Consider the following 7849-nt stretch of genomic DNA (forward strand, 5'->3'; position numbering starts at 1 on the left):
GACGTGCGCACCATCCTGTCGGCGGTACTCATCGTGCTCGTGGCCCTCCTCGTGCCCGCGAGCGCCGTCGCGTACTGGGCCGACCGCGATCTGGGCGACGCCGACCGCTACACCGCCGCCATGGCCCCCCTCGCCGAGAACCCGGCCGTCCAGGAAGTCGTCGTCACCCAGACCGCCCGCGCACTCACCGGGCAGATCGACGCGGGCCCCTTCCAGGCGGGCGTGGACGCCCTGCTCGGGGAAGCGCTGCACTCCTTCGCCGACACCCCCGCCTACCGGACGGCCTGGGACGCGGCCAACCGTGCCGCCCACGCCGCCTTCCTCGACGCGCTCACCACCGGCCACGGCAACGCCGTCACCATCGACCTCGCACCCGTCGTCGACCGGATCCGGAGCGAACTCGTCGCCGACCAGGTGCCCTTCGCCGACCGCATCCCGGTGACGCGGCTGTCCGTGAAGGTCATGGAGTACGACAACCTCGGCGCTCTCCGGGAGGGCTTCCGCATGCTCCAGCTCGCCGGCGTCTGGCTTCCCGTACTGACCGTGCTCCTGGCGGTGTCGGCCGTCGCCGTCGCCGTCCGTCGGCGGCGCGCCGTCATCGCCACCGGACTGGGACTGGCCGTCGGTGCCGTGCTGCTCCGGCTCGCCGTGGAGGTCTGCCGCCGCCTCACCCTGGACGACCTGCCGGCCGACATCGACCCCGCGGCGGCCGGTGCGGTGTACGACGCGCTCACCGTGTTCCTGCGCACCACGGCCTGGGTGGTGCTGTTGATCGGTCTCGCGGTGGCCCTCGCGGCATGGGTGACGGGACGACTGGGCCGCACCCCATAAGCTCGGAAGGAACAACACGCGCAGAACGGCGCAGAAGAGCCCAGAACAAGCGAATCGCCAGCGGCGGCACGGAAGCGGGAATGAGCACCGAACGCACCGAACCCATAGCGTCGCGGCGCTCCCGGCACCATCCGCCGGCCCCGCCCGACTGGCTGCTCGCGGGACTGAGACCGACCACCGCCCCGGTCCCCTGGGCCGCCGCGGCGCGAGCGGCGGTCGCCCTGTCCGTTCCGCTCGCCGTCGGATTCGCCGTGAACGAGCCCGAATACGGCGCGCTCGCCTCCATGGGTGCCCTGTCCGGCGTCATCGGCGACACCGCGGACGCCTACCGGATGCGGGTCCTCAACATCGCCGTCCCCCAGTTCTTCGGTGCCGTCGGCGTCACCCTCGGCACCCTCGTCCACGGCCACGGCTGGGTGGCCGTCGGCGTGCTCACCCTCGTCGCACTGGTCTCCGGGATGATCTCCTCCATCGGCACGGTCGCCTCCGTTTCCGGACTGCTGCTCCTGCTCAACGCCGTGGTCGGTGCGGGGCTCCCGATGCCGCAGCCCTGGTGGACGGCCCCGCTGCTGCTGAGCGCGGGCGGCCTCTTCGTTCTCGCCCTGACCCTGCTGGGCTGGCCCCTGCGCGGCCGCCGTCCCGAGCGCGCGGCGGTCGCCGCCGCCTACCGGGCCCTCGCGGACGCCCTGGAGGCCGCCGGCGGCCCGAGCGAGGGCTACGACGCCCAGCGCCGCCGGGTCACCCAGGCACTCGACCATGCCTACGACCTCATCCTGGGCCGCCGGGCCCGGGTGCACGGGCGCAGCCCGGCACTCGTGCGCATGCTCGCCCAACTCAACGTGGTGATCCCGCTGGTGGAGGCGGCGCCCGCCGCCCACCTGCGCGGCCGGCCGCTGCCGCCCGAGATCCCCGCAGCCGTGCGGGAGCTCGCGGCGGCCGTCGAGGAGGGCCGCACCACGGCGCCCGTACTGGACCTGCCTCCCCCCGGCACCCCCGCCGAACGGGCCCTGGACGCGGCGCTGCGGCATGCCGCGACGATCGTGCACCTCCCCGAACCCGACCCGTCCAACGTGGACGACCGCCTCGGCCGGCCCGCCGCGCTGAAGGTGCGTGCCCGGCGCGCGGTGCGCGACATGATGATGTCCGAGGCCTCCTGGCGTTACGGGCTGCGGCTGGCGCTGTGCATCGGCCTGGCACAGTCGCTCGTCTCGGTCGTCGAGGTCGAGCGGTCGTACTGGATCGCGCTGACTGTCACCTTCGTCCTCAAGCCGGACTTCGGCTCGGTGTTCTCCCGTGCCCTGCTGCGCGCGCTCGGCACCGCGATCGGCCTGGTGGTCGCCGCCGCGGTGCTCGCCGAGGTGCCCCGCGGCTGGTGGGACGTGCCGGTGATGATGGTGCTCGGCGCCCTCGTCCCGGTCTTCTCCGCGAAGGGCTACGCCTTCCAGACCGCCGCCATCACCCCTGTGATCCTGCTGCTCTCGGACCTGCTCAACCACCAGGGCTTCGACCTGATCCGGCCCCGGCTGGTCGACAGCCTGATCGGCTGCGCCATCACCCTGATCGCCGGGTACCTGCTGTGGCCCGAGAGCTGGCACACCCGGATCGGGGACCGGCTCGCCGACACCGTCGACGACGCCGCCCGCTATGTCGAGCGTGCCTTCGCGCCGGCCGTGGACGCCGCGGCGGTCGCGGCGGCGCGGACCGGCCGCCTCCAGGCCCGGCGGCGGCTCTATCGCGACCTGTCCGGGGTGCGCAGCGAGTTCCAGCGGGCGCTGACCGAGCCGCCGCCGACCGGCACGCGCGCCGCCGCGTGGTGGCCGCTGGTCGTGGCCGTCGAACGGATCGTGGACGCGGTCACCGCCGCCCGGGTCCGGGTCAACCACGGCGCCCCGCCCCCCGCCGCCGAGGAGGTCGCCGTGATCGCCCGGCAATTGCGGGAACTGGCCGTGCGGGTCCGCAGCAGCACCGTCCCGGTCCGGGTCGAGGGCGAGACTCAGGCCGAGGACTCCGGCGTCCTGGGGCCCGTCCACCAGGAGCTCGCGGCGGCCCGCGCCATCACCCAGCCGGAGCGCTGACCGGGCCGGGCCGGGCCGGACGGGGGAGCATCGGAGCATGTACCGCACCCCGGCCGTGCTGGCCCTCGCCCTGGCCCTGGCGGGGTGCGCCGACGTGGAGGGGCTGCAGAACGACGGGGACATGGGGACGGTGCACGCTCCGCAGAGCCTGTGGAGGGACATCCGCCCCGACCCGCCCGATCCGGACCAGAGGCCCGGCACGGCCTCCGTCGTCCCGAACCTGCCGACCGTGCCCGATCTGCGCCTGCGCGGCGTGAACCCGGTGAGCGTCGTCCGCGCCGACGTCGAATCGGCCACCGAGCAGGACGGCGGCACCGGCCGGCTCGTCGATCCCCGGGCCGGCCGGCGGATGGCCCTGTGCACCCAGGCTGTGGACGGCGGTCCCGACTGCCCGGTGCGCCCGGCGGTGTACCACGACCTGACGGGCAACGGCCGGGAGGAGCTGATCACCGCCCTGGACCTGGACGGCCGGCTCAGCGAGCTGCGCGTCTACACCGTCCAGGACGACGGCCGCATCGCGCGGATCCTGTCCCGGCGGGCCGTGCTGGAGGGGGTGGAGGTGGCCGCGGAACACCTGGCCGTCCGGGAACCGACGTCGAACCCCGCCTACTTCGCGGTCTCCGACTACGTGTGGGACGCCAAGACCCGCACCATGAACCTCAGCCAGCTCACCCTGGACGACTGCGCGTCCCTCACCGGCGTCCCGCTCGGCACGGGCGCACGGCGATGCACGCGCTGAGCAGCCTGCGCTGGAAGATCGCGCTGACCACGACGGCGGTGTGCTGCACGGTGGCCGCCGCGCTCGGGATCCTGGTGCACAACGTCGTCGCCGCGCAGATCGTCGGCGAAGTCCGCAAGGACGCGGACACGGCCCTGGAGCACGCCCTCAGCCATTACGAGTACGGCACCACGCACGGCGACGTGAACATCGCCCTCTCCCCGCCGCAACTGCCGCGCCCACTGCGCGACCTGGTCGCCCGGGGGGACACCGGCAGCATGGTGGGCGCCTACGACGGCAAACCCGTCATGTGGGCCGCGGCCCCGGCAGACGACCAGGCCCTCGCCGTCTGGATCCCGTTCGAGGGCACCCGCAACCGGCTGCGGGACATCGACACCGCGATCCTCGCCTCCGCCGCGCTGGCCGCCGGTGTGGTGGCGCTGGCAGGTCTCTTCCTCGCCGACCGGATCAGTAAGCGGCTCGCGACCACAGCGGCCGTGGCGCGCCGGATCAGCGCCGGCGACCTGGACGCCCGGGTGGGCTTCCCCACCCGCACGGACGAGCGACGGCAGGGCCGGCGCACCCGGGACCGCGACGAGGTACGGGACGTCGCGCAGGCGCTGGATCTGATGGCCGGGTCGCTCCAGGAGCGGCTGGAGGCCGAGAAGCGCTTCACGGCGGACGTGGCGCACGAGCTGCGCACCCCGCTCACCGGGTCGCTGGCCGCGGCGGCGCTGCTGCCGGAGGGACGCCCCAAGGAGATGATCAACGACCGGTTGAAGGCGCTGCACCTGCTGACCGAGGACCTGCTGGAGATCTCGCGGCTGGAATCGGGGGTGGAGCGGGCCGACCTCGCGATGGTGGAGCTGGGACGGGCCGTGGAGCGGGCCGTCGCGGGAGCCGGGCCCGCCGTCTCGGTACGGGTGATCCGCGACGCTGCGGTCCTCACCGACCGCCGGCGTCTCGACCGGATCCTGACCAACCTGCTCGTCAACGCGCACAAACACGGGCGGCCGCCGATCGAGGTGACCGTGGAAGGACCCGTGATCACCGTTCGCGACCACGGGCCCGGCTATCCGCCCGAGCTGATCCAGCAGGGCCCGCAGCGCTTCCGCACCGGAGATCCCGGCCGCGGGCGGGGCCACGGACTCGGGCTCACGATCGTCGTGGGCCAGGCGGCAGTGCTGGAGATCGCCCTGAGCTTCGCCAACGCCCCGGACGGGGGTGCGCTGACGGCGCTCAGGCTGCCTGTCGGGCGGCTGGAGGGGGACTGACCGCGTCGGGCAGACGTTCCGCGCGAGGTGTGTTTCACGTGAAACATCTGCCCGACGCAGATGATCGGGCGGGGGTCAGACGCCGATGTTCTTGCCGTCCTTGCGCCAGACCGAGACGACGGCCGGTCGGACGAGCTTGCCGGGGCCGTCGGGCCACACCGACTGCGGCTTCTCGACGGACGCCCCGTCGACCTCGCCCGGGTGCTGGACCGCCACCAGGACGCGCTGGTCCTGGATCAGCGGGCCGCAGGTCTCGGCGCCGCGCGGCACGGTCAGGAACTGCTTCAGCTCACCGCGGCGCTCCCCGCTGGTCGCGACGCCGAACAGGCCGTCGTGGGACCCGAGCTGGTTGCCGTCGGTGGAGATCCACAGGTTGCCGTGCGGGTCGAAGGCCACGTTGTCCGGGCAGGAGATCGGGCTGACCTTGTCCTTCGGGAAGCCCGCGAAGTACGTGGCCGGGTCGTTGGGGTCACCGGCCACCAGGAAGAGCCGCCAGGCGAAGCCGTCGCCGGCCGGGTCGTCGAAGTTCTCGGCGAGCTCCAGGATCTGGCCGTGCTTGTTCAGGTTGCGCGGATTGGCCTCGGTGGCACCCTCCTTCCCGGGCTTGCCGCGGTCCGTGTTGTTGGTCAGCGCCACGTAGACCCGGCCGGTGCGCGGAGACGGCTCGACGTCCTCGGGGCGGTCCATCTTCGTGGCGCCCACCTTGTCGGCGGCCTGGCGCGTGAAGACGTACACCTCCTCGGCCGTCATGCCTTCGACGTGTGAGACGTTGCCGGTCGCCAGCTTGATCCAGACGCCGGTGCCGTCGAACTCGCCGTCGGAGGGCAGCTTTCCGGTGCCGTCGAGCTCGGCGGCCGGGGTGTCGCCGGTGAGCTTGGCGACGTAGAGGGTGCCCTCGTCGAGCAGCGTGAGGTTGTGCTCCTTCGCCGCCCGGGAGTTGCCCTTCATCATGCGCTTCGACGAGACGAACTTGTAGAAGTAGTCGAAGCGCTCGTCGTCGCCCATGTAGACGACCGGACGGCCGTCCTCGGTCAGGCGGGGCTGCGCGGCCTCGTGCTTGAAGCGACCCAGGGCGGTGCGCTTGCGCGGGACGGAGTGCGGGTCGTACGGGTCCAGCTCGACGACCCATCCGAAGCGGTGCGACTCGTTGGGCTCCTGCGCCACGTCGAAGCGCTTGTCGAAGCGCTCCCACTTGCGCTCGGTGGCGCCGGCGGTCACGCCGTACCGCTTCAAGCGGGCGGCCTGGGTGGGGTCGGTGACCTGGCCGGCGTTGCCGAAGTACTGGTTGAAGTTCTCCTCGCCGTGGAGGGTGGTACCCCACGGGGTGGTGCCGCCTGCGCAGTTGTTGAGGGTGCCGAGCACCTTCGTGCCGGAGGGGTCGACCGAGGTCCTCAGGAGGGCGCCGCCGGCGGCCGGGCCGGTCATCCGGAACTCACTGGTGGCCGTCAGGCGGCGGTTGAGCTGGTGACGGGAGACCGCGGTCAGCTTCCCGCTGCGGTGGTCCTCCTGGACGACGACCACGGACAGGCCGTGCGCGGCCCAGGCGATCTCGACCTGCTCGCGCGTCGGGTTGGCCGGGTCGTAGCCCTTGAACATCAGGACCTCGTCCGTGTACTCGTGGTTGGCCACGAGTAGCTGCTGGCGCTCGTAGTCACCGCCGAGCGGCAGCAGGCTCAGGAAGTCGTTGTTGTAGCCGAACTGACCGGCCTGCGCGGCGGCGGTCTGCTTGTCGGCGTTGAAGCCCGGGGCCCCCTTGATGATCGGGTCGCCCCAGCGGATGACCACGTTCTGCTCGTGGCCCTCGGGGATCGTGACCTTGTCGTCGGTGTTCGGCGCGACGGCCTTGAAGCGCAGGCCGCGGGCGGCCTCACCGCCCTTGCCCGCTCCGGAGGCCGCGGCGTCGGCGGCGGGGGCCGCGTTGGCGGTCTGGCCCGGGCCGCTGAGCGCGACGGCGGAGCCGGCGGCGGTGGCGACGGTCACGACGGCGGCGGAGCGCAGCATCGAGCGGCGGGAGTAGGCGCGGGCTATGACGTCGCCCGCGTACTCGTTGTCGCTTGTGTTCGGCACCTCGTGGAAGCAGGCGTCGCCACAGCGGTAACGACAGGTGAGAGCGGAACGGCCGCTCCCATGCGGGTTGCCGATGAACGGCAGAAGCTTGCGCACGAGTGTCCTCCGAGTAGCTGCGTGGCCGCCGACAACGTGTCGGAACAATCCAGCCGCGACGGTAGGCCCGGGTTGCGCCGAAGCGGCGGCGCGGGGATGAACGGTTGGTGAACCCGGCACGTCGGAGCGGCAGTTCACGCACCGTGTGCACGCGTGTGGGGCCCGGACGCCACGAAAGGCGCCCCTGCCGAAGATCCAGCCGGGCGGCCGATAACCTTACGTGTCCACTCTGGGCAGGGATCAACCGCGCAGCACGGACAAATGACGCACGCACTCATGCGAAAGGCCTGGCCCATGGGTATTCGGAGCTTGTTGCGCAAGGTGTTCGGACGGTCTGCGGAACCGGTTCCGGAAAATTCGGACGCCACGTCGGCGGCCGTCCCGAACCAGGCGGACCGCAATCCCCTGGATGCGGCCGCCGAACTCGTGGCGGCGTCCTTCGACAATCCGACGGTTCCTCCGCAGTCCACGCGGGACCGGGAGGCGGGCGCGGTCCTGACGGCCCCCACCCCGACCGCCGACCCCACGGTCCCGGAGGCCCGCCGCCCCTCGCCTGCCGGGTCGCCTGCGGCGAAGCCCGACCTGACCACCGCTGCCCCTGCGGAGCCGGCTGCCCCCGGGACCCCGGACACCACCGCAGCAGCGGAGCAGGTTGCGCAGCCCGAGGCCGCCCAGGCGGACGCACCGCCGGCCCAGGACGCGGCCCCGGCCGCGGAGCAGGGCGCCGAGCCGGAGGCTGCGGCCGAGACCTCCACCCCTGCGGAGCAGGCCGCCCCCGAGGCGGACGC

5 protein-coding genes and 1 pseudogene are annotated in these 7849 nt (G+C 72.9%); 5 read left to right on the forward strand and 1 reads right to left on the reverse strand.

Annotated features, from left to right (window positions below):
• The first annotated feature begins 3 nt into the window (after positions 1 to 3).
• The 4 genes from IF89_RS0124375 (at position 4) to IF89_RS0124390 (ending at position 4898) form a co-directional block, all read left to right on the forward strand.
• Positions 4 to 831 (forward strand): hypothetical protein, encoded by an 828-nt coding sequence (locus IF89_RS0124375; RefSeq protein ID WP_030771967.1) that lies wholly within the window; start codon positions 4 to 6, stop codon positions 829 to 831.
• Between the two features lie 80 nt (positions 832 to 911).
• Positions 912 to 2906: an FUSC family protein gene (locus tag IF89_RS0124380; RefSeq protein ID WP_078628473.1), complete on the forward strand. Its 1995-nt coding sequence runs from the start codon at positions 912 to 914 to the stop codon at positions 2904 to 2906.
• Between the two features lie 37 nt (positions 2907 to 2943).
• Complete coding sequence (locus IF89_RS0124385; protein ID WP_043194338.1) at positions 2944 to 3645, forward strand: hypothetical protein; 702 nt, start codon at positions 2944 to 2946, stop codon at positions 3643 to 3645.
• Entirely contained in the window at positions 3633 to 4898 is a 1266-nt protein-coding gene (locus IF89_RS0124390; RefSeq protein ID WP_043194339.1) for a sensor histidine kinase, read from the forward strand. Before IF89_RS0124385 ends, IF89_RS0124390 begins: the two co-directional genes overlap by 13 nt.
• A 75-nt stretch (positions 4899 to 4973) precedes the next feature.
• On the opposite strand, the gene IF89_RS0124395 is transcribed toward IF89_RS0124390, so the two are convergent.
• On the reverse strand, positions 4974 to 7061 hold the full coding sequence (locus IF89_RS0124395; protein ID WP_030771977.1) for a PhoX family protein: 2088 nt from the start codon (positions 7059 to 7061) through the stop codon (positions 4974 to 4976).
• A gap of 294 nt (positions 7062 to 7355) precedes the next feature.
• On the opposite strand from IF89_RS0124395, the pseudogene IF89_RS49095 reads away from it, so the two are divergent.
• A pseudogene (locus IF89_RS49095) lies at positions 7356 to 7849 on the forward strand (hypothetical protein); the annotation flags it as partial.

The sequence above is a fragment of the Streptomyces sp. NRRL F-2664 genome (genome assembly GCF_000719345.1).
Classification (GTDB): domain Bacteria; phylum Actinomycetota; class Actinomycetes; order Streptomycetales; family Streptomycetaceae; genus Streptomyces.

Bases quoted from the DNA above. Each gene is read 5' to 3' on its own strand.
- IF89_RS0124380 (WP_078628473.1), top strand. From the start codon at position 912: ATGAGCACCGAACGCACCGAACCCATAGCGTCGCGGCGCTCCCGGCAC.
- IF89_RS0124390 (WP_043194339.1), top strand. From the start codon at position 3,633: ATGCACGCGCTGAGCAGCCTGCGCTGGAAGATCGCGCTGACCACGACG.
- IF89_RS0124385 (WP_043194338.1), top strand. From the start codon at position 2,944: ATGTACCGCACCCCGGCCGTGCTGGCCCTCGCCCTGGCCCTGGCGGGG.